Origin of the sequence: Halalkalibacterium ligniniphilum (genome assembly GCF_000334155.1) — a bacterium.
GTDB lineage: Bacteria > Bacillota > Bacilli > Bacillales > Bacillaceae_D > Halalkalibacterium > Halalkalibacterium ligniniphilum.
The window spans coordinates 16546-42376 of the sequence record NZ_ANNK01000106.1 but is presented as its reverse complement, the minus strand read 5'-3'; the positions used below and the strand labels follow the sequence as shown (position 1 = coordinate 42376).

28 protein-coding genes are annotated in these 25831 nt (G+C 41.3%); 16 read left to right on the top strand and 12 right to left on the bottom strand.

Annotated features, from left to right (window positions below):
- The first annotated feature begins 9 nt into the window (after window positions 1-9).
- The 4 genes from fliS (at window position 10) to BLT_RS0113200 (ending at window position 3428) form a co-directional block, all read left to right on the top strand.
- A complete protein-coding gene (fliS, locus tag BLT_RS0113215; RefSeq protein WP_017728257.1) occupies window positions 10-435 on the top strand; it encodes a flagellar export chaperone FliS in 426 nt (141 codons plus the stop codon).
- A 17-nt stretch (window positions 436-452) separates the two neighbouring features.
- On the top strand, window positions 453-2129 hold the full coding sequence (locus BLT_RS24505; protein ID WP_017728256.1) for a flagellin N-terminal helical domain-containing protein: 1677 nt from the start codon (window positions 453-455) through the stop codon (window positions 2127-2129).
- Window positions 2130-2253: 124 nt separating this feature from the next.
- On the top strand, window positions 2254-2691 hold the full coding sequence (locus BLT_RS0113205; RefSeq protein ID WP_017728255.1) for a YaaR family protein: 438 nt from the start codon (window positions 2254-2256) through the stop codon (window positions 2689-2691).
- Between the two features lie 302 nt (window positions 2692-2993).
- Window positions 2994-3428, top strand: a complete 435-nt coding sequence (locus BLT_RS0113200; RefSeq protein ID WP_017728254.1) for a DMT family transporter — start codon at window positions 2994-2996, stop codon at window positions 3426-3428.
- 425 nt (window positions 3429-3853) lie between these two features.
- On the opposite strand, the gene BLT_RS0113195 is transcribed toward BLT_RS0113200, so the two are convergent.
- Together BLT_RS0113195 and BLT_RS0113190 are read right to left on the bottom strand one after the other, a co-directional pair.
- Window positions 3854-4504 carry a glycoside hydrolase domain-containing protein gene (locus BLT_RS0113195; protein ID WP_017728253.1) on the bottom strand — a complete coding sequence of 217 codons (651 nt, stop codon included), beginning with the start codon at window positions 4502-4504 and terminating at the stop codon, window positions 3854-3856.
- Between the two features lie 80 nt (window positions 4505-4584).
- Window positions 4585-5196 carry a CPBP family intramembrane glutamic endopeptidase gene (locus BLT_RS0113190; protein ID WP_394295515.1) on the bottom strand — a complete coding sequence of 204 codons (612 nt, stop codon included), beginning with the start codon at window positions 5194-5196 and terminating at the stop codon, window positions 4585-4587.
- A gap of 65 nt (window positions 5197-5261) precedes the next feature.
- Between BLT_RS0113190 and BLT_RS0113185 the strand changes: the two genes are divergently transcribed.
- Window positions 5262-5696: an SRPBCC family protein gene (locus BLT_RS0113185; RefSeq protein WP_017728251.1), complete on the top strand. Its 435-nt coding sequence runs from the start codon at window positions 5262-5264 to the stop codon at window positions 5694-5696.
- 40 nt (window positions 5697-5736) lie between these two features.
- On the opposite strand, the gene namA is transcribed toward BLT_RS0113185, so the two are convergent.
- Window positions 5737-6759: an NADPH dehydrogenase NamA gene (gene namA, locus BLT_RS0113180; protein WP_017728250.1), complete on the bottom strand. Its 1023-nt coding sequence runs from the start codon at window positions 6757-6759 to the stop codon at window positions 5737-5739.
- An 80-nt stretch (window positions 6760-6839) separates the two neighbouring features.
- Window positions 6840-7283 (bottom strand): cyclic-di-AMP-binding protein CbpB, encoded by a 444-nt coding sequence (gene cbpB / locus BLT_RS0113175; protein ID WP_026105115.1) that lies wholly within the window; start codon window positions 7281-7283, stop codon window positions 6840-6842.
- Between the two features lie 335 nt (window positions 7284-7618).
- Between cbpB and BLT_RS0113170 the strand changes: the two genes are divergently transcribed.
- From BLT_RS0113170 to BLT_RS0113135, 8 genes are all read left to right on the top strand, one after another.
- Window positions 7619-7882 carry a hypothetical protein gene (locus BLT_RS0113170; protein ID WP_017728248.1) on the top strand — a complete coding sequence of 88 codons (264 nt, stop codon included), beginning with the start codon at window positions 7619-7621 and terminating at the stop codon, window positions 7880-7882.
- 85 nt (window positions 7883-7967) lie between these two features.
- Window positions 7968-8735 carry a DUF4097 family beta strand repeat-containing protein gene (locus BLT_RS0113165; protein ID WP_017728247.1) on the top strand — a complete coding sequence of 256 codons (768 nt, stop codon included), beginning with the start codon at window positions 7968-7970 and terminating at the stop codon, window positions 8733-8735.
- Window positions 8736-9131: 396 nt separating this feature from the next.
- A complete protein-coding gene (locus BLT_RS0113160; RefSeq protein ID WP_017728246.1) occupies window positions 9132-9830 on the top strand; it encodes a phosphoadenylyl-sulfate reductase in 699 nt (232 codons plus the stop codon).
- A gap of 19 nt (window positions 9831-9849) precedes the next feature.
- Window positions 9850-11001, top strand: a complete 1152-nt coding sequence (gene sat / locus BLT_RS0113155) for a sulfate adenylyltransferase (RefSeq protein ID WP_017728245.1) — start codon at window positions 9850-9852, stop codon at window positions 10999-11001.
- A 19-nt stretch (window positions 11002-11020) separates the two neighbouring features.
- Window positions 11021-12097, top strand: coding sequence for an inorganic phosphate transporter (locus BLT_RS0113150; RefSeq protein ID WP_017728244.1), 1077 nt, complete (start codon window positions 11021-11023; stop codon window positions 12095-12097).
- Between the two features lie 88 nt (window positions 12098-12185).
- A complete protein-coding gene (gene cysC / locus BLT_RS0113145; protein WP_017728243.1) occupies window positions 12186-12791 on the top strand; it encodes an adenylyl-sulfate kinase in 606 nt (201 codons plus the stop codon).
- A gap of 21 nt (window positions 12792-12812) precedes the next feature.
- Window positions 12813-14435 carry a nitrite/sulfite reductase gene (locus BLT_RS0113140; protein WP_017728242.1) on the top strand — a complete coding sequence of 541 codons (1623 nt, stop codon included), beginning with the start codon at window positions 12813-12815 and terminating at the stop codon, window positions 14433-14435.
- 2 nt (window positions 14436-14437) lie between these two features.
- Window positions 14438-14647: a DUF3906 family protein gene (locus tag BLT_RS0113135; RefSeq protein ID WP_017728241.1), complete on the top strand. Its 210-nt coding sequence runs from the start codon at window positions 14438-14440 to the stop codon at window positions 14645-14647.
- Window positions 14648-15767: 1120 nt separating this feature from the next.
- Here BLT_RS0113135 and BLT_RS0113120 read toward each other — a convergent pair.
- From BLT_RS0113120 to BLT_RS24070, 5 genes are all read right to left on the bottom strand, one after another.
- On the bottom strand, window positions 15768-17549 hold the full coding sequence (locus BLT_RS0113120; protein WP_017728238.1) for a S8 family peptidase: 1782 nt from the start codon (window positions 17547-17549) through the stop codon (window positions 15768-15770).
- A 71-nt stretch (window positions 17550-17620) separates the two neighbouring features.
- The gene (locus tag BLT_RS0113115) at window positions 17621-18439 is read right to left on the bottom strand and encodes a divergent polysaccharide deacetylase family protein (RefSeq protein ID WP_017728237.1); all 819 of its coding nucleotides are present in this window, start codon (window positions 18437-18439) and stop codon (window positions 17621-17623) included.
- Window positions 18440-19345 (bottom strand): NAD(P)/FAD-dependent oxidoreductase, encoded by a 906-nt coding sequence (locus BLT_RS0113110; protein WP_017728236.1) that lies wholly within the window; start codon window positions 19343-19345, stop codon window positions 18440-18442.
- A 143-nt stretch (window positions 19346-19488) separates the two neighbouring features.
- The gene (locus BLT_RS0113105; RefSeq protein ID WP_017728235.1) at window positions 19489-19791 is read right to left on the bottom strand and encodes a MerR family transcriptional regulator; all 303 of its coding nucleotides are present in this window, start codon (window positions 19789-19791) and stop codon (window positions 19489-19491) included.
- Between the two features lie 470 nt (window positions 19792-20261).
- Window positions 20262-20399 (bottom strand): hypothetical protein, encoded by a 138-nt coding sequence (locus BLT_RS24070; protein ID WP_017728234.1) that lies wholly within the window; start codon window positions 20397-20399, stop codon window positions 20262-20264.
- Window positions 20400-20932: 533 nt separating this feature from the next.
- On the opposite strand from BLT_RS24070, the gene cobA reads away from it, so the two are divergent.
- Genes cobA through BLT_RS0113080 form a run of 3 tightly spaced genes read left to right on the top strand, consistent with a single transcriptional unit; the run spans window position 20933 to window position 23866 of the window.
- Window positions 20933-22408 carry a uroporphyrinogen-III C-methyltransferase gene (gene cobA / locus BLT_RS0113090; RefSeq protein ID WP_017728232.1) on the top strand — a complete coding sequence of 492 codons (1476 nt, stop codon included), beginning with the start codon at window positions 20933-20935 and terminating at the stop codon, window positions 22406-22408.
- Between the two features lie 13 nt (window positions 22409-22421).
- Complete coding sequence (locus tag BLT_RS0113085; protein ID WP_026105113.1) at window positions 22422-23258, top strand: sirohydrochlorin chelatase; 837 nt, start codon at window positions 22422-22424, stop codon at window positions 23256-23258.
- Window positions 23255-23866 carry a precorrin-2 dehydrogenase/sirohydrochlorin ferrochelatase family protein gene (locus BLT_RS0113080; protein WP_017728230.1) on the top strand — a complete coding sequence of 204 codons (612 nt, stop codon included), beginning with the start codon at window positions 23255-23257 and terminating at the stop codon, window positions 23864-23866. The genes BLT_RS0113085 and BLT_RS0113080 overlap by 4 nt, the downstream gene beginning before the upstream one ends.
- A gap of 79 nt (window positions 23867-23945) precedes the next feature.
- On the opposite strand, the gene BLT_RS0113075 is transcribed toward BLT_RS0113080, so the two are convergent.
- The 3 genes from BLT_RS0113075 to BLT_RS0113065 are packed head-to-tail and all read right to left on the bottom strand — an operon-like array spanning window position 23946 to window position 25821.
- Window positions 23946-24344: a VOC family protein gene (locus BLT_RS0113075; protein WP_017728229.1), complete on the bottom strand. Its 399-nt coding sequence runs from the start codon at window positions 24342-24344 to the stop codon at window positions 23946-23948.
- Window positions 24341-25126 (bottom strand): phosphosulfolactate synthase, encoded by a 786-nt coding sequence (locus BLT_RS0113070; RefSeq protein ID WP_017728228.1) that lies wholly within the window; start codon window positions 25124-25126, stop codon window positions 24341-24343. The genes BLT_RS0113075 and BLT_RS0113070 overlap by 4 nt, the downstream gene beginning before the upstream one ends.
- Window positions 25123-25821: a 2-phosphosulfolactate phosphatase gene (locus BLT_RS0113065; RefSeq protein ID WP_017728227.1), complete on the bottom strand. Its 699-nt coding sequence runs from the start codon at window positions 25819-25821 to the stop codon at window positions 25123-25125. Before BLT_RS0113065 ends, BLT_RS0113070 begins: the two co-directional genes overlap by 4 nt.
- Between the last annotated feature and the right edge of the window lie 10 nt (window positions 25822-25831).

Below are 25831 nucleotides of genomic sequence, written 5' to 3'. Positions count from 1 at the left end.
GTGACCTAGTTGTCACAGTTTTTAACAAATGAAGCCATTTATCAGAAGTCTCCAGAAGAATTAACTTCTCTATTGTATGAAGCGTGTTACAATAATTTGGAGCAAGCGATTCAGCAAATCGATGAAAAAGATTACGTTACTGCAAACGAGTCACTGCAAAAAGCAAGTGATATTGTACATCGCTTAGGTGCGGGACTCAATTATGAAGCAGGGATTGTCGCAGATCAGCTCGATCAGCTGTACAATTATATGGCCGACAAGATCATTGAAGCAAACTACAAAAAAGATAAAGCTATCCTTCAAGAGCTTATCCAACTGTTGACTTCTATTATGGGAGCCTGGAATGAAGCGATGAAAACAAAACAGGATATTCAGCCTAAATCGCTACGTCAAAAGGCGAGCGTCTATGAAAATAATGTCATGTATGACAATTAGGAAGGGACGTAACCTGAATGAAAATAAACAATAATATTCAAGCATTGAACGCATATCGCAACCTTTATAAAAACCAATTTCAAACGTCAAAAAACCTTGAAAAGCTATCTTCTGGACTCCGTATTAACCGTGCAGCAGATGATGCTGCAGGCCTTGCAATTTCTGAAAAAATGCGCTCCCAAATTCGCGGCCTTAAAATGGCTGAACGAAACGCGATGGACGGAATTTCTCTTATGCAAACATCGGAAGGTGCCATGCAAGAAGTGCACGCTATGCTGCAACGGATGCGTGAGCTAGCTGTGCAAGCGTCCAATGATACGAATACAGAATATGACCGTGAACAAATTCAAAAGGAAATTGACCAACTGAAGTTAGAAATTGATGACATTTCTCGAAAAACAGAATTTAACACAAGGAAGCTTTTAGATGGCTCATCTGCGGTATTGACGACATTTGTAGATATCAATACGACGAACAATGCAAACCTTGTTGAATTTCCACAGGTCGTTGATGCAAACTTAAAGTCTGGTGATTACAGATTAGACGTGAGAAATGTTAAAGAGAAGGTTGAAATGATTCAATCAGCTGGAGGACTTGGGGCAGCTTCAGACGTTTCATTTGCCAATTTAGCAGACGAGAACGCGCTAGGACAATATACGATTAACATTCGTAACTATGATGGAACAACGGATCCAAAAGGTGCAAGGCTCGAGGTGTTAGGCCCTGATGGATTACCAATTGAAACAAAAGCCGTTCAAGTGGGAGATTATCAAAGAAGCACGGCTGGAAATATCGTTGGTCTGTTTGAAATCACTCCGGGTAATTTCAAAGAATTAGAGCTGTTTTATGACGGAACTGATTTGTATGGTTTGGCAAATGATGGAACAGAGTATGAATTAACTGATAATAATGGAGAGATTCAAATAACTGAATTGGCTACTCCTCCTATGCCAGCTACGGCAGTGGGACTAGATGATTTTGATGATTGGACATCAAATCCTCTTACATTTAAAGACTTAGTCATTCCTCGTTCAGAGGTTGTTCAGGTCGGTGGTCTTGAAATCAACACACGGAAAATTACTGGTGCAGGAACAGTGAAGGTTTCTTTAGAAATGGAAGCGGAGTTTTCCATCAATTATAAGGACCCAATGAAGGCTGGTTCGACATATGAAAATACGGTTTTTGCGAAGGTGCTTACTTCAAAGAATGGTACGATTCAGCACGGTGGAATTGGGTTTAAGATTGACAGTAGCCTTTCTGTTTCTGACGCAACAAACACAACAGAATTCTCTGTTATTAACAATGCATTAGCGTTCCAAATCGGACCAAATACAAACCAGCAGGTGATGATCGACATTCCAGAAATGAACGTCGTTACATTGGGCATTGAAAGCATTGATGTGACTACCCATGCCGGCGCAAATCAGGCCATTTTTGCCCTTGATCAAGCGATCACACGTCTATCTGATGCTCGGGCGAAGCTAGGTGCAGTTCAAAACCGTTTGGAGCACACCATTAACAACTTACAAATTACGCATGAAAACCTAACGGCGTCTGAGTCACGGATTCGTGATGCAGATATGGCGTTAGAGATGACGGAGTTTACCCGTAATAACATTTTAAATCAATCTGCAACAGCGATGCTTGCGCAGGCGAATCAATTGCCACAAGGCGTATTACAATTACTGCAATAAAAAGTGGAAAGATGGAGGAGGAACATCCTTCATCTTTTTCTTCATAAAAAAAGTACGTACTGATAGGTTTGTGTACGAAACAGCTATGGTACAATAGAAGGAACTTAGTAAAGGCGGGAACAAAATGGACGTACAACGAATTGGCAGAACGGGCTTGTCACGTGCTGAAAGCAAAAAGCAAGAACCAACTGCTCGTGTCTCATTCGCTGAGGTTATGGGGAAACAGCGGGATGATAAGGCATATGAACGCTTAAGTCAATTGATGCAGAAAATTGATGATCAAGGAAAGGTATTGGCTGACTCACGCACCGTTGATGAGCTTCGAAAATATAAGCAGCTTGTAAAGGAATTTATCCAGGATGCCGTTGATCTTGGTCTGAAATTAGAGGAACGCCGTGGGTTTAATCGCCGAGGACGAACAAAGATCTATAAAATTGTCCAGGAGGTTGACAGGAAGCTACTTGATTTAACAGATGCGGTCCTTGCTAAAGAAAAAAAGGGGCTCGATATTTTAAGCATGGTTGGTGAAATTAAAGGCCTTCTTGTTAATATATACGCCTAAAGAGTTGCTCTATCGCAACTTTTTTTTGTGGAAAAGGGGACGAAGCTTGTGTGCCAGGTGATAAAACGATGAAGCCCTTCCGCTCACATCCCTTTATTGAAAGGTTTCTCAGCATTACTTGACGAACTTTTTTTCATCCAAGTGGGAAGAGGAAGCTGCTCATGCGGGTTTCTAATTAAGTCGCTCAGAAGAGGTAAAGAAGGGTTTACTGCATTTGTAGGAGAGTTGTTAAATTATCTTATTTTTGAGAGAAATGAATGGAACAATCAATGTAGAAATGAACAAAGAAAGGGATGAAAAGAGTGCAATGGTTTTATCTATTGATGACATTAGCTGGTGGAATCGCTATCGGAATACAAGCAGTCATAAACGGAGGTTTAGGAAAAAAGCTAGGAGTCATTGAGGCAGCGTTTATTTCTTTTTTAATCGGAACGGTCGCATTGTTTTTTGTGGTTCTGTTTTTTGGGAAAGGAAACCTTCTAGCTGTTTTTGAAGTACCAAAAGGGCAATTGATGGGTGGGTTGCTCGGTGCTTTTTATGTTTTTGTGATGGTCATGGCCGTGCCGAAGATTGGTGTAACAGCTGCTTTTTTCTCTATTATTGCAGGTCAGATCTTAATGTCTGCGATGATTGACCATTTTGGCCTATTTGGTGGTCAAACCTTCCTTTTAGATACAAAAAAAGTCATTGCTATTATTCTTATGCTGGCTTCCATTTATTTATATAATCATAAATAATCTCGAAAAATGGGATCTAGTAACTAGCTTGTAGCGGTCTTTACAACTCATATAGAGAGGCTGGGACAAAGGAGTTTTTATTGATGAGAAATCCGAACGTCATGATCGTTGATGCATAGCAATCGCTTCGGAAATATCCTTCGCTTTTCGCGGGCAGCTGGTGAGCCTCCTCGTGCCTAGGCACTGTGGGGTCTCACCCTTGCCTTTGATTTTGATCCCACAGGAGTCTACGTCTATTTCCTCCGCTAAGGTTGTGGATTGTTCACATTTTCAAATTTACACGTTCGTTATGTTCCAGCCCCTAGAAGTCTAGCTAAAGGAGCCAGGGGGCTCAAGGCCGCTTCAACTCCTCCTACGAAAACTAAATACGTTTTCTGTCAAAGTTTCCAGTGATTCTTGCCGTTAGACTGGTGCCTATCAGTTTTTTAATACAAATATGATAATAGTCTTGAGTCAGCTAAATTCGTATCAATTGGGCATTCTTTCGCATCCCTTCCATACTGCCAAATCCAGACATTCGCTTTACAATTTGGGGAAGCAGGTTTATAGTCTGGAGCATTCCTTTCATTGGTTATCCCTATCTCAGGTTCAGCGCTCCATAGGATCGTTTGTTCCGCTACTTTCGGATCTTTTTGAGAGGCCAGACAATACGCTTCAGAAAATGGACCTTCTATAGGGTCATGATATATACCTGGCCTGTAACCAGTTGGAAAAAGTGCACCCATCCATCCTCGTATCCAGGCTTCGTCAACCGAAAAAAAGCGTTCGACATTTGCAAATAAGGCGATGTTTGTTGGAATCCCTAGCCTTCTGGCATGAAAAACAGCATTCCTCGCTGTAATTTGCCCTTTTTCGTATCCGATTGCTTCGGAAAAAAGATTGTAAATCGGTAGGATCTTAATTCCTTTTTCTCGAATTAATTCGATTTCTTGTTTCGTCAACCCCGCTGAAACATTTGGTACATCAGTTAAATACCTCCCCCAATATTTCGGATTTCCAAAATTATTTTTAACACATGTGTATAATTCCTCTGTGTAGGCTGCTGCCGAATCGACTCCCCATGCTTTTTGTACCAATCAATCACTCCCCTTCAAGAATCAGTCATCTGTATCATATGAAAAAGTGGGTTGTCTGTTCTCGTGAGATTGATGCTTTTCTAGATAAGCGGGAAAATGATAAGTAATAAAAGATCAAACAGAAGATGGGAAACGATAGGGACCCCTAAATTATTTGTTTTCACATAAAGCCAAGCCCAAATAAAGCCGGCAAGCAACGCTGCGAGTACGAGTAATAGACTCCCTGCAAAAAGATGCGCTCCTGCGTAAAGCAGTGTCCCGATAAGGGCTGCATGGACTGGGGTCAGTCTTTGTTTAAGTCGCTTCACGACAAAGCCTCTCCAAAACCATTCTTCCCCTGGAATGACAATAATGAAAAGTAATAGATAGTGCCAGGTTTCTCGTGGTCGGACAAGCTCATAGAGTGATTCCAATTGCTCGAGAAGAGGAAGACCTGTGGCAACAATTACTCCTTTTCCAAAAGCAAATCCCACATAAATTAGTGCACCACTGAAAAGCCCAAGAAGCCATTCTTTTTTTGACAGGGAGGTAATTTCGATTTGTTCAAAAAAGTAGGCATACGCTGTCAGAAACGCTAGTGATAGGGGAAATAGCACCCAAAAATCGATAGGTTGCCAGCTAAAGCTCATCCAGAGCAGAAATCCTGCAAGCAAAAGCCCAGAAATAAAAATTCGTCCATTCAAATTGGTCACACCTTTATTATTTTGGCTCACTCGGTTTTTCGATTATAATAGGCGAAAGAGGAGAAGTGATAAATATGGGAAAAGAAACCTTTCATTATGAAACCGTGATTGATGCACAGCTAGATGAAGTGTGGGGATTTTTTTCAACAGCAGACAATTTAGTAAAAATTACACGATTGCCGAAAATTACGTTATTATCAAACCCAGAAACGATTCAAGGCAATACGATCAAAATGAAAATAGGAGTTGCTGGTGTATCGGTTATGTGGGAGGCTCTTATAGAAGAAGTGAAAGCGCCACATTTTTTTATTGATAAGGCGATAAAGCCCCCATTCCCTTTCACTGCATGGAAACATATTCATGCTTTTGAACAAAGCGGCGAACGAGTGTTGATGAAGGATACGGTCGAATATGAAGCGACCATTCCAACATTTATTGTAAATAAACTGTTAACAAAAATGTTTCGTGATCGAGGGAAGGCAGTTAAACAATTAACCCGTGCGATGTGAGCACGGGTTAAGATGAATACGAAAGCAATCTTCAACTTCGTTACTGCTGCCAGCCACGTTCATATTGAACCGGTGACTCAATGCTAATACCGAGCTCTTTGGCTGCATCACGTGGCCAATACGGATTCCGTAGCAGTTCACGAGCCAAATAGATTAAATCAGCCCGTTCATTTCGAAGGATTTCCTCAGCCTGTACACCTGATGTGATCATGCCAACTGCAGCTGTAGGAATACTGGCACCTTTGCGAATGGATTCTGCATGACGCACTTGGTAGCCAGGATAAACAGAGATTTTTGCTGGAACGACAGCGCCAGTGCTACAATCAACAAGGTCAACTCCTTGCACCTTCATCCATTTCGCAAACTGGATAAAATCCTCCATTGTATTTCCGCCATCTGTATATTCATCTGCAGAAATACGAACAAATAATGGACCGTCCCATTCTGAGGTTACGGCTGAAAGAATCTCTTTTAAAAAGCGGTAACGGTTTTCACGACTCCCGCCGTAATCATCTGTCCGTTTATTGGTTAGAGGTGACAAAAATTCATTAATTAAATAGCCATGAGCAGCATGAATTTCAATGATGTCAAATCCTGCTTTTTTGGCGCGAAGCACACCTAAGCGAAAAGCTTCTACGGTTGCATGAATGTCATCAATGGACATTTCTTCAGGAATCTTACTTTCATCATCAAAAGGGATTGCCGATGGAGCAAGAATTGGTCCATCAACGACCGCTTTTCGTCCTGCGTGGGCAAGTTGAATGGCCGCTTTTGCTCCGTGAGACTGAACACGGGTCACGATTTCTTGAAGACCTAGAATGTGTTTGTCATTCCAAATCCCTAAATCTCTTGTGGAAATACGACCTTGAGCTGTAACGGCTGTTGCTTCAACGGTAATGAGACCGACTTGGCCGACTGCACGGCTCTCGTAATGGGTGTGATGAAAAGGACGGACCATTCCATCTTCCGTATCACATGAATACATACACATTGGGGACATAACAATCCGATTTTTTAATGTAACGCCCTTAACTTCGTACGGTGAGAACAATGCTCGTTTCAATGTACCCACTCCTTTGAAAAAGATATTAATTAGTTTATCACGGGGAGTGGAATAAAATAAAATGTAAGCACACTGAAAAACTATGATTTTAGCTTGTGGAAATATCTGTTGATAAGAGCGAGGATGGACCGGCGGGTTAAAATGCCAAGAAATGAGCCATCATCGTCCAAAATACAAATAAATGGATGGTTAATAGACAAGGTTAATGCTTTTGAAAACGTAGCGGAATGGTGAATGGAGGGGATGCTAGCCTCCATAACATCTTGGACCTTTAGTTCATTCAAACGTTCCATTTCAATGCGTTCTAGTCCAAGCAGTGAATCTAGGATAAGAGATTTACTAATTAAACCGTGCAATTTGAAGCTCGTATCAAGAACGGGTATTGCAGTATAGCCTGATTTAACAAGTACAAGAAGGGCATGTTCAAGAGGGTTGTTAAGCTGGACATGAGCAACCTTTTCAGACGGAATGACAAGTTCTTTGATTTCATTGTCCATAATGTTTTGAGCTGATAGTTTTTGCATCATGCATCATCACTTCTTTATAAGGTATTTTCTTAACGCTACAAGTACTCTAAATCCATACTAATGGGAACGGAAAGAATTTGTCAAGAAATGTGAACACAGTCATTTTTACAGAAGTCTTCACGAGCAAGTGCTCTTCCACGCGGGATGGAGACAAGCCTGTCATTTCTCTGTACCTTTGGTCGGGGGTATGAGCAAAAGGGTTCCATTGCTTTTTTGCTGAAACAGACGCTCTGTACTCTTTTCCATAAAAACACCGGTCTCGAAAGTGGTATACTAAATCTGGCTTTTTAGGGAACACTTCATATTATTCTATGGTTCAACGAGGTGGTCCTATGCATTCAAAGCATACAGTAAAATATATTTGTGAACAGTATCCTTCAGGGAATTGTTATTACTACAAGCAAGAAATCATTACCCAAGATACGTGGCAAAACATAGGATCACTCATGTGGTCGACACCACGACCGATCTCAAAGGGGACATTTGTACAAAAAGCAAAGCAAGGATACGTGGTAGAACATCGAACCATTACGAAGCCACCAGCGCAAATTATTTCATTGCCTGAACGTGAACATTTCGTGAAATCAACAGATTAGATGGGAAAGCATATGTCTTTTTTCTTGTTGCTATATCGTTTTTTTGATACGTTTAAGTTTGGACAAATAGATTGGAGAGGCGAACATGAAACGAATACATTGGTTGTATATGGGATTGCTTGTAGGCAGTTTACTTATGTTAACGGCATGCAACCTCGTGACGGTTGTGAAAGAAGACGCCTATACACTCGACGCTGGGAATTTATCATCATTTATGTTGGATTTGGATGAAGGAAATGTCGAGATAACAGGAAGTAGTGACATCAATGAAATCCAAGTTAAAGCAACGTTTCAAACGGTTGGAGAATCTGAAGAAGAAGCAGAGCAATTCCGAGAACAATCAACAAGCTTGGAGTTAGAAAAAGAGGGAACGGTGGCACACTTACTAACACGAGTAAATCGGGCAGACCAAGCAGTGGAAGGACGGGTCCATCTAGAGATTTTAGTGCCGAACGGATTGTCCATCGAGTTAATGCAGCGGGCAGGGGAATTGCTCCTGTCAGGGCATGTTGGGGATTTAAAAATTAACCACGGATCAGGGCCACTTCAATTACACGGTATTCAAGGGAATGTGGAAATTACAGATGGGGCTGGCCGATTAAATCTGACGCAAATGACTGGAGATATTCGTATAAATAGTAATTCAGGGGATACTGTTATCGATGATGTAATAGGAAATATGAGTGTTATTACTGGCTCTGGCAACGTCGACATAACGAATATTGATGGCTCACTTGACATTCGAAGTGGAACCGGAGAAATAGAGATAAATTCAGTAACTGGGGACGTAACGGTGCTTGAACGTGGTGGAGAAATAACAATTGAAAATGTACAAGGCACCATTACTCAATAAAACCGAGAGTGTAACTCGGTTTTATTTTTTTTATAAAAACGACTGCACCCGTCATTTTCTTGCATTAACAAGTAGCTTTTCATAAAGAGTTTCTATATAACCATTACTATGAAGGGTTGTTAAAGTGAAAACCATTGTATATTCCTACTAAAAACAGATTGACATTTTGGAGAAAGATGGATAGAATACTATTAAACTAATAAATCATATGAAATTACAAGGAATTAAACCATGCTTTTAATGTGTTGTGATGAAAGGGTCGACCGTCTTAAAAAACGTTGGTAGGTCGAATTTTTTTATGGTGAGACGCAGCTTAAAAACAGATTATTTTTGAAAGTAAAAAAAAGCTCATAAGTATGGATGGAAAACGGTAAGTATCGAAGAGGAGGGAGTAGGTTGAGTCAATCAGTTGATCTTAACTTGCAGGAAGCAAACGAGCGATTGGAAAAGAAAGATAGCCTCGATGTCATTAAATGGGCCTATAACACATTTGGGGAAGAAGAGCTAGTATATGCCTGTAGCATGGGGGCGGAAGGAATGGTTTTGCTCGATTTAATTAGCAAGGTTAAGCCAGATGCCTCGATCGTATTTTTAGATACAGATTTTCATTTTAAAGAAACGTACGAATTAATTGACAAAGTAAAAGAACGATATCCGTCATTCAACCTAAAGCTCGTAAAACCAGCGCTAACACCAGATGAACAAGCAAAGGTCCATGGTGACCGGCTTTGGGAACGAAAGCCAGATTTATGCTGTCAAATACGAAAATTACAGCCTCTTGAAAAAGAGCTTTCTAACTATAAAGCTTGGATGTCTGGGCTAAGAAGAGAACAATCACCAACACGGAAAAATACACAATTTGTCAATGAAGATAAACGGTTTCAATCAATCAAAATTTGTCCTTTAATTCATTGGACAAATGAAGAGATTTGGATGTATATCAAGCTTCATAAGCTTCCTTATAACGAGCTTCATGATAAAAATTATCCTAGTATTGGCTGTGAGCACTGCACCCTGCCAGTAAAAGAGGGTGAGGATGAGCGGAGCGGTCGCTGGGCAAATACGACAAAGACAGAATGTGGATTACATCAATAAAAATGGGGAGGAATCATACATGCCACTAAGTCAACCACACGGAGGAACATTAATTCAACGTTTTGATGAAAATTACAACCTAACTGAGATTGAGAAAGTCGTAGAACTGGATGCTTTTGCACTTTCAGATCTAGAGTTAATTGGTATCGGTGCGTTTAGCCCGCTCACAGGCTTTTTAACGAAGGAAGATTACGAATCAGTTGTTGAGTCCATGCGTTTGAAGGAAGGGACGGTTTGGAGTATTCCAATTACTCTCCCAGTGACGGAAGTTGTAGCGGAGCAGCTTGCTCTCGGCGATAAAATCAAACTCAATTATAACGGAGCAACATATGGTGTGCTTACATTAGAAGAAGTATATACGCCAGATAAAAACCGGGAAGCAAAGCTTGTATATGGTACGACGGATGAGGCCCACCCTGGTGTGAAAAAATTATACGAGCGTCCAAATGTCTATCTAGGTGGCTCCGTTGTTCTCGTAAAGCGAGTAAAACATGAGAAGTTCCAAGCCTATTATTTGGACCCAGTTGAAACGCGTAGAACGTTTGAAGAAAAGGGATGGAACCGTGTTGTTGGCTTTCAAACAAGAAATCCTGTTCATCGCGCCCATGAATACATTCAAAAATCAGCGCTTGAAATTGTCGATGGTCTCTTTTTGAATCCATTAGTCGGTGAAACAAAATCGGATGATATTCCTGCAGATGTCCGTATGGAGAGCTATGAAGTATTGCTTGAACGGTATTATCCAAAGGATCGAGTATTTTTGGCAGTATTCCCTGCGGCAATGCGTTATGCCGGGCCGCGAGAAGCGATTTTTCATGCAATGGTTCGCAAAAATTATGGCTGCACCCATTTTATCGTTGGCAGAGATCATGCAGGTGTCGGCGACTACTACGGTACGTATGATGCACAATTAATTTTCCGCAATTTCACTGAAGATGAGTTAGGTATTACGCCGCTATTTTTTGAACACAGTTTTTATTGCAATGCGTGTGGAAATATGGCGTCTACTAAAACATGTCCTCATGGAAAAGAGGATCATGTTATTCTTTCTGGTACTAAGGTTCGTGAAATGCTCAAAAACGGAGTGACGCCTCCGCCTGAGTTTAGTCGGAAAGAAGTGGTAGAGGTTCTCATCCGCGGAATGGAAGAAAAAGAAAAGATTGAGGTTTAATTTGAGAGGATGAGTGCGTATGCTGACAACGATCGCCTTCGCCATCGCATTGTTTTTTGCGATGAACATAGGGGCAAGTGGAACAGCGGCTGCAATGGGTCCTGCCTATGGCAGTGGTGCAATTAAACGAAAAAAAGTTGCTATGATCCTTGTCGGCATTTGCGCCTTTCTAGGTGCATTAGCGGGTGGAGAAGTTGTAAGGACGATCGGCAGTGGGATTATCCCTTCCGATATTGTCCAAGTTGAAGTTGTTATCATCATTCTAGGTGCAGCTTGTCTTACCTTATTTATCGCAAACATGTTAGGTATTCCACTATCGACTAGTGAAGTGGTTGTTGGTGCCATTGTTGGTGCGGGAATTGCCTATCAAGCATTGTATGTAAACGCTTTGCTTGTCATTGTCTCATTTTGGTTAATTATTCCGTTTGTTGCTTATTTTATCGCACTTGGAGCGGGAAAACTGATTCAAAAAGCAGAAAAACGCTGGCCGGCTTTAAAAGGAAAAGGAAAATGGCGCCGTTGGCTCATTCTTCTCTTAATTATTAGTGGATGCCTTGAAGCGTTTGCAGCAGGGATGAACAATGTGGCCAATGCAGTGGGTCCCCTTGTTGGAGCAGGATTGATGGACGTAAGCACAGCAGTTGTCCTTGGAGGAATTTTTGTTGCCCTTGGAGCTTTGGTATTGGGAGGAAAAGTTCTCGAAACAAACGGAAAGAAAATCACAAATTTATCGCTATTGCAAGGGAGTACAGTGTCACTTACAGGGGGAACGCTTGTCGTTATTGCATCAATCTTTGGTTTACCTGTGCCACTCACACAAATTACGACATCAGCCATTGTTGGAATTGGAACAGCTGAGAATGGGTTTAAGCTTTGGCAAAAAAGCATTATTAAGCAAATTGTTAAAGTGTGGGTTGTGTCACCTGTATTTGCCCTTGTCATGTCGTATGGGCTTATTCTGTTGTTTTTACAGGCGGATATTTATACATTTGTTGTTATTTTAAGTGTTTTTATTGCAACTGTTGGATCGGTTAGCTTGATCCATTCTGCAAGACAGGAAAAGCGAGCAACACATGATCAAGGTGGCGGCATCTAGCAAATTTGTATTGACAAACAGGTCGTTGAAGTCTATCTTGAAAACAGAGTAAACAAATCAGAATTAAGTGTGGGGAGGAGGGAGAAGGATGACATCTTCTCACAATCAAAATATCGTCTGGCACGAAGCGAGCGTTACGAAAGAAGAACGTCAAAAAAGAAACAACCATAAAAGCTGTATTATCTGGTTTACTGGATTATCTGGTTCAGGCAAATCAACATTAGCTAATGCGCTTGACCGACGCTTACATGAAGAGGGTAAGAATAGCTACGTTCTAGATGGCGATAACATTCGGCATGGTCTAAATGCAGGACTCGGTTTTAGTGAGGAAGACAGAAAAGAGAACATTCGTCGAATTGGTGAAGTAGCGAAGCTTTTTGTTGATGCAGGCATGATTACTTCGACAGCGTTTATTTCCCCTTTTCAGGAAGATCGTAACCGAGTTCGCTCTATTGTTGAAGAAGGCGAATTTATCGAGGTTTATGTTCGGTGCAGCTTAGCAACATGCGAAAAACGCGATCCGAAAGGACTTTATGTCAAAGCGAGAGCGGGGGAAATCCCTGATTTTACAGGCATTAGTTCTCCTTATGAAGAGCCAGAACAGCCAGAGCTTATCATCGACACGGACCAACAGAGCATTGAGCAATCGGTTGAGCAAATTGTTCAATATTTGAAGGAAAACAACAAGCTTTAATAGTGAAGGGGAGAATCGAGGATGGCTTACGAAAAGGTGTGGGCGAAAGACCCAAGCAAATTAAGTAAGGATGAATTAAAAAAGCTTGAAAAAGACGGCTTAGAAATTTTAGATGATATTGAAAAATATGCAAAAACAGGTTTTGCCTCAATTCCGGAAGAGGATTGGAGCTTGTTTAAGTGGGCTGGTCTTTATTTGCAAAAACCAAAGGAAGACGGATATTTCATGATGCGTGTGAATATCCCTTCAGGTATTATTACGAATGATCAGGCGGAAGTGCTTGCAGGTATTGGACGCGATTACGGCCGCGATGTCATTGACATTACGACACGGCAAGCGATCCAATTCCACTGGCTAGAAATTGAACAAATTCCAGACATTTTCAAACGTTTAGAAAGCGTTGGTCTTTCATCTGTTGGTGCATGTGGAGATATTCCAAGAACGATTGTTGGAAACCCTCTTGCAGGCATCGATCCACACGAATTAATCGACACACGTGAAATTGTGGAAGATGTGTTCCGTTATTTTAATCGGAACCCTGATTTTTCAAATTTACCTCGCAAATACAAAATGTCAATTTCTTCAAACATTCACAATGCTGGTCATGACCGGATTAACTGTCTCGCTTTCACACCAGCTGTAAAGGAAATTGATGGTGAAGAGGTTGTCGGGTTCCATGTGAAAGTGGGTGGCGGTCTTTCAGCAAAGCCATACTTAGCAGAAGAGCTTGACATTTTTGTGCGCCCTGAGCAAGTAAAGGAAGTGGCAATTGCAATTACAACGATTTTCCGTGACCACGGTTACCGTGAGAAGCGTCATCGTGCACGTTTGAAGTTCTTAATGGCTGATTGGGGACCAGAAGCATTTAAGGAAAAGGTGCTTGAACTTGTTGGTAATCTCCCTTCTAAAGGAACGGATAAAGTAAAAGAATGGAATGCGGGATATTTTTACGGCGTTCATCCACAAAAGCAGGAAGGTCTTAGCTACGTTGGTTTTAACGTACCAGTAGGGCGCATGAATAGCGCAGAATGGTTTGATCTGGCACGAATTGCTCGTGACTATGGAAATGGCGAAATTCGAACATGTAATTCACAAAACCTTGTTGTACCGAATGTGCCAAATGAAAAAGTTGAAGCCCTTCTCCAAGAGAAGTTGTTCGAGCGCATTAAGCTTGAGCCTAAGAACTTTATCGGCTACTCTGTATCCTGTACAGGGATTGAATATTGCAACCTAGCACTTGTCGAAACAAAAGAGAGAATGCGCCGTGTTGCAGAATACCTTGATGAAGAATTATCCATTGATGTTCCTGTTCGCATTCACATGGTTGGTTGCCCGAATTCTTGTGGTCAACGGCAAATTGCTGATATTGGACTTCAAGGGATTAAAATGAAAAATGCAGATAAGAAAATGGTTGAAGCGTTTGAGATTCACGTTGGTGGAACGCTTGAAAAAGACGTGGCTCAATTTAACCAAAAGCTTAAAGGGAAAATTGAAGCTGAAAACATCGCTCCAGTTTTGGCTGAACTTCTTCGTTATTTCAAAGACAACAAAGAAGAGAACGAGAACTTCTTTGATTTTACTCAACGTGTCGGTTTAGAGGCGTTGCAAGCACAGCTTGATGACATTCTTGGTGTTGCATCATAAGCATGTTTTTATATCGATTTGAAGTGAACTCAGATCAAGGAATCTTACAGGTTGTTGTCGTTGCAAAGGACGAAGACACGGCTTTTCAAACGGTGGAAATTGAAGTTGAAAGCAGCTACATGAAGCTACCAATCATTCATGACATTACATTGCTTGAGAAAAAACCTGTTCGAAAGGCTGCAGCATTTGTTTTAACGAATGTAGAGGCATAAGTACAACCCCTTGTTGAAAAACAAGGGGTGTTTTTATGTCCTTGAAAACCTCTGGCTATGCCGGGGGTTCCAGAGAGCTTCAAGCTTGGTAATAAAAAACCTCACTTCATGGTAGGATAAAGTGGGTTTCCCGACCACTTCATCTCACCATTGAAGGAGGCATGCCCAGTGAAGGACATGAACAGTTTTGTAAACGCTAAAATAAAATGGCTCTTATACCATTTTGGTGATAAGCTACAACTTCTACTTCGAATGTATGGATAGTTTTTTTACAGTCTATGAAGAACACGTTTTTTTAAGAGCGTTAGACTTGCGCGTCCATATAACAATCGCTTAATGGTCTTCAAGCAATTAATATGCCCTTTTAGTAGACGTTTCATTTGAACTTTCCATTTTAAAAAATGACGGCATCTATGTCATACTAGATTGAAAATAAATAAGGAGGATTACTGAGATGTTCGTTTCATTTTTTTTAACCATATCATCATTAATAAGCTCTTATTTAATTTTTGCGTTAGCATTGATCGGAATATATATTTGCTCCAAAGGCATGAAACGTAAAAAACAACTTTACAATTGGGGATTTTGGTTCTTTGTTTTACTTAGTGTGTCAGAAATATTTAAAATCACATCCAAATATATTGTTCCTAACTTAATGACACATTCTTCAGCTCACCAACTAAATATGTGGATTACGATTTTCACTATACCTAGTTTTCTTTTATATTCAGCTGCCTTCCTCATCTTAGTAGTAGGATTTTATAAGAATCTAAAATGAATATAACGTTATTTAGCATTCCGCTCATACTGCTTGGTACTATTTGCTGGTTGTCTTAGCGAAGGAAATAGACGTAGACCTCTTGCGGGATTAAAGGCAATGGTGAAACCCCCAGTGCCTAAGCACGAGGAGGCTCACCAGCCGCTCGCGGAAAGCGAAGGCTATGCATCAACGATCATGACGTTCGGATTTCTCATCAAATAAAAACTCATTTGTCCCAGCCCCCTGATTTGTAAGAGAAGAAAGTATAAATTTTAGAGCGGGTTGCTTCAACTCCTCCTACGAAACCACAAAACATTTTCAAGTCAGCGTTTTCGGCTCTTGCACCTTTCTTACTGCTTATTATTTTGCGAGGGAGCTTAGTGCTTTTTCAATGTCAATTTCGCCATATCCGTAATACGGGTCATGTCCTTTTGGACCAAGGTCTTTCGCTGTCTTTTTGATAACATCTACCACTTGGTTGTTACTTAAATCGGGACGCATTGCCCGAATGAGCGCGGCAAACCCTGCTACATGGGGAGCTGCCATCGATGTTCCTGACATGACGACGTACTGATTATCTGGAAAAAGACTAGGAATATGCTCGCCAGGAGCAGCAACATCTATATGCTTGCCGTAATTTGAAAAAAAGGCACGATTTTTTGTATCGTCAACAGCTGCCACAGTTAACACTTCATCATAAAGAGCCGGGTACATTGGATCCTCTGCATTATCATTTCCAGATGCTGCAATTAGTACAACATCCTTTTGATAGGCATAGCGAATCGCATCGTAAAGTGCATCTGAATGATTGTAGTCACCTAAGCTCATATTGATGACATCGGCCCCGTTGTCGGTTGCCCAATAAATTCCTTTTGCTACCTCAAAGGATGTTCCCTCGCCTTCTTTATTTAATACTTTAACAGGAAGAATGGCACTATCCCAGGAAATACCAGCAATACCTTTTATGTTGTTCGTCAGTGCTGCCGCAATCCCAGCTACATGTGTGCCGTGGCCGTGTTCATCTTGAAAATTGGTATTCCCGTCCACGGTATTGTAGCCTTTTTTTATTTTTATTTGTAAATCTTGATGGTTCATATCGACACCGGTATCAAGGACGGCTATGGTCACATCTTCTCCCTCGGAAAAATTCCAGCCACCTTGAATGTTAATCTGTTCTAAATTCCACTGATACGGCTTGAAAAACTCATCGTTTGGTGTTGTTTTAAACGTAGGTACTTGTTTGGAGTAACGGTAATTCGGTTCCGCAAAAGATAGGTCGAGATCATGGCTTAGCTCTTGCAAGAGTTCTTCTGTCGTCTTTGTTTTTGATGTCAGGATATAAAACGGTGGTGCAGTTTCAATGACAGTATACTCAGGGTGACTTGCTAGCCATGGCTCTGCAAAAGAATCCTGCTTAAATTTTATGACGGCTTGTCGTTCATGGAAAGGGCGTGGCTTTTCCTTTGTATTTTGCTCCTCGGAATGGACGTGGATTTCCCAACCGACTTCAGGGACCGTTTCTGTCATTAGGTTATCAGGGGCATCTGAGACGGATTTCCATTGAACTTTAGGGTTATCGCTGGAAATGAAAAAATTTCCATTGGCATCAGCCACAGACGCAGTGTTGTTAATAAACCGTTTAACAAAAGATAAATCAATTTCACCAATCAGAGTCTTTTTGTTATCGATCTTTTCACCAATGAGCATATATTGCTTGTCGCCCACTTGATACGGGTCGGAAAACTGCTGCTGGTGATGGGTATGGGTGAGAAGGGAAGGCTTTGGTTGATGAATGGAACCGACTTTTTCAATTTTACCGTTCTCATGTGCAATCGCAAACCCTTGGAAATGGCGATGATCCTGTAATTCTTGTTCAAACCGGCCACGGATGCTTTGGTCGGATAAATCAGCATCTTTCCAACGTTGAAGCTGCTCAGACAATTGATTAATAAACATCGAAGTCGTTAAGGACAAATCTTCAGCTAAAAGCTTATCCATTGCATTTGCTTCAAGGGCTTCAGGAATTTCTTTTTGTTGAATGTTTACTCGGTGATCGCGATTATCTTCGATGACACCGCGACCGATAAAAATTATAACGAGTAGGAATGCTGTGAGGATTCCGATGATTCGCCATGCTCGCATCTTTTCTCAACTCCATTTTTATAAATAGGTATAGATAGTAGAAAGCGGGTAAATTTAAAATTAGTTTCTGGCTAATTTACTTCCTGCCAAAAAGAATCAGGGTTTTTCTCAATGTTCGATGGGAGTAAATGAGAGGCAGGGACGATCTCAATGCCTTTCTCTTTAAAAAGGGCTAGGCTAGCTTTAATTCCAGCTACTGTTTCACAACCTTTGACACCGACGTGGCCGATGCCGATGGCCTGGTCGTGTTCTTCTGCATGTGAGACAAGTGTTCTCATATTTTTCTCAACCTCTGATTGATTAGAAAGTGTATTGTCTAAAAAAACATTACGGGTAGCAAAAGGAATACCCATTTCCTCGGCAAGTTTCGGAATGACAGATTTCCCGCTTGTTCCACTGTCAATAACATATACGCCTCGCTCTTTAACCACCTCTAAAATGGCCCTCGTAAGCCTTTCGTCTTCAACAATTTTTGAACCCATGTGATTGTTTAACCCTGCTGCATGAGGGACAGAATCAAAGGCCATTCGAACACGACGCTTGACTTCTTGAACGGTTAAATCGCTTGTAATTGCATTAGGACCTAGCCAAGAGGCTTTCCCCTTTTTCGGTTCTAGAGGCATGTGAACAATGACTTCTAAGCCTGCATGATGAGCTTGAATCGCCTGATCGGTTGAATGCTCCATAAAAGGCATGATTGCAACTGTAATCGGAATCTCTCCTTTTAAAAAAGAGTCGACGCCCTCTACGTCACCGCCAAAATCATCAATAATAATGGCTGCTCGCAGGTGTTGCGCTTTTGTTTCAGCATAAGAAGAAGCATTCATGAAAAATCCAGAGAACAAAAGGAGAATGCCAAGGCTTGTCGTAACTAGAAGATGTATATTCATTTAGTTCACCTCGTTTATTAAGCTTTTGTGGATCCACACTGCTGCTTGTGCCCCGTCTCCCATGGCAATTGTTAAAAGCTGTGAATGAACGGTTGCATCTCCAGCGGCCCACACATGGGTAATGTTTGTCTCCTTTGTACGGGGGTTGACAAGAATATGCTGACTCTCAAGAAGCTCTACACCGAGCTGCTTGGCAAGATCGGCTTCAACTTGTGCCCCGCCCATCGCTAAGAACGCTTTTGAGGCTGAAATTTCTTGTCCATTTGCTAAAACCACACTTGTGATTTGATCAGGTGCTTGTTTATTTATTGCCACAACTGGTTCGTTGATGTTTGGAATACCCTGTTTATCCAATTCTCTTTGGAGATATGGATCAATCACTTTTTGTTCATGATTAATGTAGATCAAATTTGAATTCCAATAGAGTAGCTCTAAAGTAAGGTGAGCACCTGGGTTACCTGAGCCGATCACGATGGTTTGATGACCGCAAATTTCAAAGCCATCACAGTCTGGACAAATGTATACACTTTTGCCAAGGCAAGGCTTTAATTCAGGAAACGGAGGGAGACGATCCCGAATCCCTGTCGCTAGAAGAATACGTTTCGCATAAAAGGGAGTGGGATTTCTTTTGGTATAGACATAGAAGCCTTTTTCACGCCGTTCAATGGCTTTAACTACATCTTCATAAAAATGAACCCCTAGCTTCCTAGCTTGCTTATGCCCTGTATTCCGCAGATATTTCCCACTCACACCTTCATCCCAACCGAGTACGTTATGATAATCCTGACATAGGCTAGAGCGGCCGCCTTTCGCATCAGCTACTGCAATTCGATGCTTGTAGCGACCGAGCTGAATGGCAGCTTGTAAACCGGCAATGCCCCCACCTACAATGAAGCAATCGTACATGAAAACACCACTTTCCAACGATTTGCGAGGGAATAGGTTTGTTTTTGTTTGTTCTCGCCTTTTATAGGTTGTGAAATTTATGGCTGTTCTATGAAATAAAAAAGAAAAAGCACAAAGGGAGGATAAAACCCTTTGTGCTTTTACTATTTGCGCAGGTTAAATGCAGCATTCAACTGGCCACGGAGCATGCGATCGCGTACTTCTTTCTTTTTTAACTGCTTTTGTTCCATTTTTCTTATTTCAAACGTCTGCATGCCATCTTCCATTTTATTGGCGATGTCAAGAAGGCGTTCAACATCTAAAAATGAAAACTTTCGGGTTCCACCGTTTGAACGCTCCGGGAAAACCAATTTTCTTTCTTCATAATAACGTATTTTTCTCTCTGATAGACCTGTTAATTCACTGACGATCCCGATTGTAATCACTTTTTTATCTTTGTAAGACACACATTCCACCCCTCAAGTAGAATCTTGTTAGAATGTTCAGACCTTTTCTTGATTCCACTATATCACAGAAATAGAGGGGATTTGGCGATTGATGTTAGATAATCTAACATGTTTTTGCTTCGAACATCTAGTTATGTGTTTTTCGGGTTTTTTTACGTAAAAAAATTCATATATGTAAAGATATTTTCGGATTTTTTACAGAGCAAAAAACTATGTAAGATGTTCTTTTGTATCTGCATAAATTAGCGAAAGGGAAATCGTCGGGCATCTAACAAGAGGAGAGTGTTGAAATAAAAAAACATGGAGCAAAAGAAGTTCTTATGTTGTCTAAGCCCGTTTATTAAAATGAGCTACATAAACGCAGACAACATAAGATGTCTAGTTGTAGTGAATGTCACTTTAATAAAATCTGTGCGGTAAGTGTAAGTGTATGAATAAGAAAGGGGGGCAATGAAGAAGTGAGTGGGAATTTAGTGATTAACTATTTTTGGTCTGATAAGCATCCCAATAATGATAGCAGCGAATAGACCAATTAAAGCACCGAGGTAGCCAAAATTAAGATAACCTAATACGAGTCCAGTAGCCATAATCAATAAGCTGAATCCCATTAAACCCCTCCTTTTTTTGAGTGTTAAAATCAAGAATACCATAAATATCGTTATCATGCAAGATGAGATAATGAATATTTGATGAACGTAAAAGGTACTGAAAAGGTTAAAACATTTCCTTTTATCCAACGATTAACCTACGCTCAATAAGTGGCGAACAAAACAGGTATGTTCGATTTTGGGGATTCAAGGTAAAATGAGAAGCATGGGAATGCAGTCAGTGATTTGTGTGACTTGTTGGCAAAACAGAATAAATGCAATGTTAGGTTTTTTGACGTAAGAATTATAAGTTTAGGATTGCGGACGAGCGGAATCGTGTTATATACTTTATAAAACATATCTAAAAAGTCGGAAATGAACTATCGTGAGAGGTGACCATTTTAATGAAGCAATTGGCACGAGGAGTAGCGAAAGCGGAAAAGGAGCAAGAGATTAAGCAATGCTACCAGCTGCCTCAAGCAAAATTAAATGATTAAAACAGAGATAGAACATATATAGAACATATATAGAACATGTATCGGTAGGAGGCCACAATGAAAAAATATAAAGGAACGGTTTATTTGGTAGGGGCAGGACCTGGAGATGTCCGTCTCTTGACCTTAAAAGGAAAAGAATATTTAGAAAAGGCGGATGTTGTCTTGTATGACCGTCTTGTCAATCCACTTTTATTAGAATGGACGAAACCAGACGCAGAGCTTATTTATTGTGGAAAGCTTCCAGACCGCCATTTGCTGAGACAGGAAGCGATCAATGACTTGCTTGTAAAAAAAGGGAAAGAAGGAAAGGTTGTCGTCCGCTTAAAAGGCGGGGACCCAAGTGTGTTTGGGCGCGTCGGTGAAGAAGCTGCGGCTCTTGAAGAAGCGGGTGTGCCTTACGAAATCATTCCAGGGATTACGGCAGGTATTGGTGCGGCCACCTATGCTGGGGTTCCAGTAACACATCGTGATCATGGTGCCTCTTTTGCTGTGATAACGGGTCATGACAAGTCACCTACTGGTCAGCCAATGATTGACTGGGAGGCTCTTGCACGTGGGGTTGATACGATCGCCTTTTACATGGGGGTGAGCAATCTTCCTCACATTACAGAGCAGCTGATGGCCAACGGAAGAGATAAAGACACGACAGTTCTTTTAATTCGTTGGGGGACGATTGGCAAGCAAGAGGTATTGAAAGGAACGTTAAAAACGATTGCGCAAAAGGCAAAAGACGTTCAATTTAAAAATCCTGCCATCACGCTTGTTGGTGACATTGGAAAGCTTCGGACGAAAAAAAGCTGGTTTGAAGAGCAGCGACTCTTTGGACAACAAGTGTTACTAGGCCGTACAACGAGTGACTCGAGCCACGTAGCGAAACGACTTAGAGAAGAAGGAGCCGATGTGTTTGAATTTCCGCGTTGGCATCAGTTGGAGCAACTGCTTGAAAAAGATACATTAACGAAGGTCATGGATAGTGAGCGCATACTTTTTACGTCACCAGCAAGTGTACATCGTTTTTTTTCATGGCTCCGTGAGGAAAAGATTGATATTCGTCAGATTCGGGCACCGTTTTATGCCATTTCAAAAAAATCACTTAAGGCAATCGAGTCCTATGCCTGTGCGGCTTTCTTGGCAGAGGAAATGACCAATAAAGGGAAGCTCGTTCTTTTTGGAGAAGTGAAAAGCAAAGCAGAAAGAGAGCAGCTAACTGAGACATGGGGTGACCATGACTATATCACGACCCATAAGCTACAGCTAGTTAAGCAATCAATCCGAACCTGTCAGCGATTATTTGATGAAGAACGGATTCAGACAATCGTCTTTCCAAGTGCTGCTTCGGTACAAGCTGTTACAGACGGGATGAAGGAATGCGGAGAAAGTCCAGCATCTCTTTCTGAAGGAAGAACCATTATCAGTTTTGGTCCTACGACAACACAAGCAGCAAAAGAAGCAGGCTATATGGTCCATCATGAACTTGAAACTCCGAATATCGATATACTTATTCGGTATCTTGAGCAGCAATCGATTGAATGAAGCAGGTGATAAAATGAAGGCAATTTTATATGTAGGGCACGGAAGTCGTGTTCAGGCAGGAAATGATGAGCTTAGAGCATTTGTGGAGAAAGCAATGGAAAAACGAAGAGACATACGGCTCCAAGCCTTTTGTTTTATCGAGCTTGCTGAGCCTTCTATTGAACAAGGGATTGAAGAATGTGTGAAAAAAGGAGCAACTGAAATTGCGATTGTTCCTGTTCTCCTTCTAACAGCCAACCATGCGAAGCTCGACATTCCTCTAGAGATTGATAAAGCGAAGAAAAATCACCCAGATGTCATCTTCAAGTATGGACGGCCCTTTGGAATTGAGGCAACAATTATTGACGTGTTAAAAGAACGTCTAGAATGTGCAGGCTTGAAAAAAAGCGAAGGGCAACCGGACTATGACGAACGAGAAGAGGCCACGATTCTTTTGGTGGGTCGGGGAAGCAGTGATCCTGATGCAAATAGTGATTTAGTAAAAGTTTCTCGTTTGCTGTGGGAGTACACACCGGTGACGGATGTGGAAGTTTGCTATCTTGCCGCAACAAGGCCGAATTTAGATGAAGGGTTAGCGAAGGTTGAACGTCTACAAGGAAAAACGGTCTACCTGCTCCCTTACTTACTGTTTTCAGGTGTGTTGATGAATACCTTAGGCGATAGAGTTTTACAGTTGAACGCCACCTCTGAAAAAGAATACCGGCTTTGTTCATCTTTAGGATTTGATGACCGGCTGGTTGAAGTGTTACTTGCACGTGTTGATGAAGTTCTTGCAGAGGAGGTAAAGGTGAATTGTGATTTATGCCGTTACCGGATGAAAGCAGTGTACGAAGGGATTGAAACAGCATGAACCAACTTCCTGTCATGCTAAACCTGGCAGGGCGTCCTGTCGTCTGTGTTGGCGGAGGGGCTGTAGCTGCACGTAGAATTCCCCGTTTACTTGAAGCGGGGGCGAGCGTGACTGTTATTTCTCCATCCATTCATGCCACGATCGCTCAGCTTAAAAGAGACGGTAAAATCGATTGGCACCAAAAGTCATTTGAGTCAGATGATGTGACAGGCGCTTTTTTACTCCTGGCAGCCACGAATCAAAGAGAGGTGAATCAACAGGTGCTTGCTGCCAAAAAGCCGGAGCAACTGATCTACCTTGCCGACAGCCCAGAGCAGAGTGATGTAATGTTTCCTTCCTCCATTCAAAAAGGGCCCTTGACAATCGCCATTTCAACGAATGGAGCAAGTCCTATCTATGCTCGGCAGCTACGACAAGAGATTGAAGCGATTTTACCGGAGCATGTGGAAGAGACCCTTGACTTTTTAGGTGAAGCCCGGCAAAGAATTAAAGAAACAATACATGAAGAAACCAAACGCCGCCAGCTGCTAACAGAAATTTCTCACCCTTCTTTTTTAGCACAGCCAGACCGTTGGCAGCAATTAGAAAGAATAATAAAATCCAACTAGTGGTAAATAAAGGCTCTTTTTTCTCAAACTAAAGAGCCTTTTTTCCGATAACCAGGTTACTCATCCAATGCCTTATATCCTAATACACCATCGAAACATCATGATAAAATTTAAACTCAAGCAAATTATTTGAAGGATCTATTAAAAAAAAAGTAACATGCTCTTCCGGCTTCCTGGAAAATCTGGACATCTCCTTTTGAAAAAATGGAAGTTTTTCTTTTTCAGCAAGATGCAGCACTTGATAAAATTCTTCTTTTTCTGTAAATGTAACACCAAAATGTCGAGGGTACATCATTGGTTTGTGATCAATATGCTCAGGGCTTAGATGGCAAACGATTTGGTCACCAAAAAAATTAAACGTTACACGATCGTCGTATCGTCTTGCGAGCTTACATCCTAACGCTTCATAAAATGCTACCGTTTCATCTAACTCCTTACATGGAATGGCCAAATGAAATATTTTGTTCGCTTCTCTCATGAAAATGCCTCCTCGTTGTGTAAATGAAAGGTATCAGAACGAAGCCCTAACCTGAGTGTTTCTAAAGGAATAATTTCTGTAAAAGGGATATTCGCCAGGTTGACCTGTGGTCCTACTTTTTTTATGAAATAGGTCTGCATCAATTTCGTAGGAGCTTCAAAAATCAGTGAATTCTCATCCGTACCAGACGATAAGATGTCCTCTAATAAATCATAACGAAGGGTGCCATTTTTGGTGCAAATTCCACTTGAGCCACCCTCTCTTGCTTCCGTTATCACTTTTGTAGCTCCAGCTGCAAGATCCTCCTGAATGGAAGCGATCCATTCATAGGAAGAACAGCTATCTGCCTGGTCGGAGTTTTTACGTCCGACCTCACTGAATACTTTAAATTCTGCTGAGAAATCTTTGATATATCGGGCTTTCTCAGAATTTGTTAAATCAAGGGTTCCATTGGATACTTCGATGTGGGTACACTTGTGATGCTTGCAATAGCGGTAAAATTCGTCGATTTTGTCCTGGCTCAGAAATTTCTCAAACATCGTGCCACCAAAAAAGTACGACACATTATACAGCTTCAGGCATTCCATCTTCTCTTCAATCTGCTTCGTGATGAGAGATGTGCACCATCCAAATTTCACAAAATCGATCATCTCGGCAAAGCTGGAAATCGTGTCTTTAAATTGCTGAATGGGAACGCCATTATCAATAAGAATGGTCAATCCAACTTGCCTTGGCTTTAAAGGCCTAACAGGTAATTGAAGCTCAACTGGATATGTGTTCATTTTATTTCCTTCCTTTCAATCACCGGAAAACGACCGTCCGGATTAACCTGCATAACAAAGGATTCATCCCACTGCTGTATGCACAAAAGAATGTCATCAGGATCAAAGAACCTGTTTTCCTTATCAAAAAACTTTTCTGCGACATGAGAAGATTTGATTCTTGCCGTTATTTGTGAGAGGGGAGGAGCTTCATTTTCAAGAAGAATTTGTTCCATGTATTGGGCACAAGCTAAATCATCATCTCCAGTAGGATGTGAGGCTATCAAGTTAACCTGTGGGGTGCCGCTAAGGGATTCACAAATTTTTTTAACATACTGTGCCGTTGTTTTTGCATTTGTAAAACCTGTGACAAGCAAATACTTTGTACAGAGGGAATGGAGGGCAGCTGCAACCCCGTTGGTGGTTTTTTGGACAAGTGTTTTGCCGCCCACTTTTTTCATAAGCATTTCCTTAGGCGAGTTACTCAGATCGAAGCCAGGAATAGGTAGCCCTTTGATTTCGCCGCTAAGCAAAAAGTGACGATGACTTTTTTTAAGTGCAAATGCCTCATCCTCTGTACCTACAAGTATTATTTTTTCTGCCCCTTTTAAGAAAGCAAGATGCGAAACAGTAAAAGCCCGGATGACATCAATCACAACGTTTACATCAGATGAATGTAGAGAATGGTTATTCCCTTGCACAATTGAAAGTTTCATCCCAACCCCC

Coding starts and splice junctions, on each gene's coding strand:
- BLT_RS0113065 (WP_017728227.1), bottom strand. CDS start 25,821: ATGAAACTTTCAATTGTGCAAGGGAATAACCATTCTCTACATTCATCT.
- BLT_RS0113070 (WP_017728228.1), bottom strand. CDS start 25,126: ATGAACACATATCCAGTTGAGCTTCAATTACCTGTTAGGCCTTTAAAG.
- BLT_RS0113185 (WP_017728251.1), top strand. CDS start 5,262: ATGGGAAAAGAAACCTTTCATTATGAAACCGTGATTGATGCACAGCTA.
- BLT_RS0113165 (WP_017728247.1), top strand. CDS start 7,968: ATGAAACGAATACATTGGTTGTATATGGGATTGCTTGTAGGCAGTTTA.
- BLT_RS0113135 (WP_017728241.1), top strand. CDS start 14,438: ATGTTTTTATATCGATTTGAAGTGAACTCAGATCAAGGAATCTTACAG.
- BLT_RS0113150 (WP_017728244.1), top strand. CDS start 11,021: ATGCTGACAACGATCGCCTTCGCCATCGCATTGTTTTTTGCGATGAAC.
- BLT_RS0113205 (WP_017728255.1), top strand. CDS start 2,254: ATGGACGTACAACGAATTGGCAGAACGGGCTTGTCACGTGCTGAAAGC.
- BLT_RS24505 (WP_017728256.1), top strand. CDS start 453: ATGAAAATAAACAATAATATTCAAGCATTGAACGCATATCGCAACCTT.
- cysC (WP_017728243.1), top strand. CDS start 12,186: ATGACATCTTCTCACAATCAAAATATCGTCTGGCACGAAGCGAGCGTT.
- BLT_RS24070 (WP_017728234.1), bottom strand. CDS start 20,399: ATGGGATTCAGCTTATTGATTATGGCTACTGGACTCGTATTAGGTTAT.
- BLT_RS0113140 (WP_017728242.1), top strand. CDS start 12,813: ATGGCTTACGAAAAGGTGTGGGCGAAAGACCCAAGCAAATTAAGTAAG.
- BLT_RS0113110 (WP_017728236.1), bottom strand. CDS start 19,345: ATGTACGATTGCTTCATTGTAGGTGGGGGCATTGCCGGTTTACAAGCT.
- BLT_RS0113170 (WP_017728248.1), top strand. CDS start 7,619: ATGCATTCAAAGCATACAGTAAAATATATTTGTGAACAGTATCCTTCA.
- BLT_RS0113085 (WP_026105113.1), top strand. CDS start 22,422: ATGAAGGCAATTTTATATGTAGGGCACGGAAGTCGTGTTCAGGCAGGA.
- BLT_RS0113115 (WP_017728237.1), bottom strand. CDS start 18,439: ATGAATATACATCTTCTAGTTACGACAAGCCTTGGCATTCTCCTTTTG.
- sat (WP_017728245.1), top strand. CDS start 9,850: ATGCCACTAAGTCAACCACACGGAGGAACATTAATTCAACGTTTTGAT.
- BLT_RS0113075 (WP_017728229.1), bottom strand. CDS start 24,344: ATGAGAGAAGCGAACAAAATATTTCATTTGGCCATTCCATGTAAGGAG.
- cbpB (WP_026105115.1), bottom strand. CDS start 7,283: ATGCAAAAACTATCAGCTCAAAACATTATGGACAATGAAATCAAAGAA.
- BLT_RS0113120 (WP_017728238.1), bottom strand. CDS start 17,549: ATGCGAGCATGGCGAATCATCGGAATCCTCACAGCATTCCTACTCGTT.
- BLT_RS0113080 (WP_017728230.1), top strand. CDS start 23,255: ATGAACCAACTTCCTGTCATGCTAAACCTGGCAGGGCGTCCTGTCGTC.
- cobA (WP_017728232.1), top strand. CDS start 20,933: ATGAAAAAATATAAAGGAACGGTTTATTTGGTAGGGGCAGGACCTGGA.